Consider the following 1,404-nt stretch of genomic DNA (forward strand, 5'->3'; position numbering starts at 1 on the left):
AGCTTCTTGGTGTAGCCGTCCCGCGGCTCGCGGTAGATCACGTCCGCGTCCGCCTGCTCCACCACCCGCCCCTTGTTCATCACCAACACCTGGTCGGAGATGTGCTTCACTACCGCCAGATCGTGCGAGATGAACAGGTAGGACAGCTTGAACTCGTCCTGCAGGTCCTGCAGCAGGTTCAGCACCTGCGCCTGCACCGACACGTCCAGCGCCGACACCGATTCGTCGCAGATCAGCACTTCCGGCTTCAAGGTCAGGCAACGCGCGATCGCGATCCGCTGCCGCTGGCCGCCCGAGAACTCATGCGGGTACTTGGCCAGGGCCCCGGCCGCCAACCCCACCTTGTCCAGCAGCTCCTGCGCCAGCTTGCGGCGCTGGCCGGCATCCTGGCCGATGCCGTGCAGCAGCATCGGTTCGGTCAGGATCTGCTCCACCGTGAAGCGCGGGTTCAGCGACGCGTACGGGTTCTGGAAAATGATCTGGATCCGCTTCTTGTAAGTGTGGAATTCCTTGGCGCTCATGCCGATCAGGTCCTGGCCGTGGAACAGCGCCTTGCCCGCGGTCGCCTGGTGCAGCCGCACCAGCGTCAGGCCGACGGTGGTCTTGCCCGAGCCCGACTCGCCGACGATGCCCAAGGTCTTGCCGCGCGCCAGCTTGAACGACACGTCCTGCACCGCGTGGAACTGCCGCTTGCCGAACAGCCCTTCGCGGATGTCGAAGCTCTTGCACAGACCCTGCACGTCCAGCACGATCTCGTCGTCCGCCGCGTAGCCGCGCTTGCGCTCGGCCGGCTCCACGTAGCCGCCGGGCTGCAGGAAGTCGTCGATCACCGCCAGCCGCTCGGGACGGCGGTCCAGATGCGGCCGGCACGACAGCAGCGCCTTGGTGTACGCGTCCTGCGGGTTCTCGAAGATCTGCCGCACCGTGCCCTGTTCGCGGATCACGCCGTGGCGCATCACGATCACTTCGTCGGCGAACTCGCCCACCACCCCCAGGTCGTGGGTGATGAACAGCACCGACATGCCGTGCTTCTTCTGCAGATCGGCGATCAGTTGCAGGATCTGCTTCTGAATCGTGACGTCGAGCGCGGTGGTCGGCTCGTCGGCGATCAGCAGCTTGGGCTCGCAGGCGATGGCGATGGCGATCATCACCCGCTGCTGCTGGCCGCCGGACAATTCGTGCGGGTAGCTCTTCACCCGCTTCTCCGGCTCCGGCAGCCCCACTTCGCGCAGCAGCTCCACCGCCCGCTTCCACGCCGCCGAGCGCGACAGCTTCGCGTGCAGCGTCAGCGTCTCGACGATCTGCTCGCCGACGGTGAACACCGGGTTCAAGGAGCTCATCGGCTCCTGGAAGATCATCGCCACGTCCTTGCCGCGCAGCCGGCGCAGCTCGGCCGCGCTCAGC

Annotated in this window: 1 protein-coding gene; it reads right to left on the reverse strand. The window is 66.4% G+C overall.

Annotated elements, in window-relative coordinates; translation table 11 throughout:
• A partial coding sequence (locus VL52_RS25645; protein ID WP_046159205.1) for an ABC transporter ATP-binding protein occupies window positions 1–1,404 on the reverse strand: 1,404 nt, incomplete at both ends.

This window comes from Chromobacterium vaccinii, from assembly GCF_000971335.1.
Classification (GTDB): domain Bacteria; phylum Pseudomonadota; class Gammaproteobacteria; order Burkholderiales; family Chromobacteriaceae; genus Chromobacterium; species Chromobacterium vaccinii.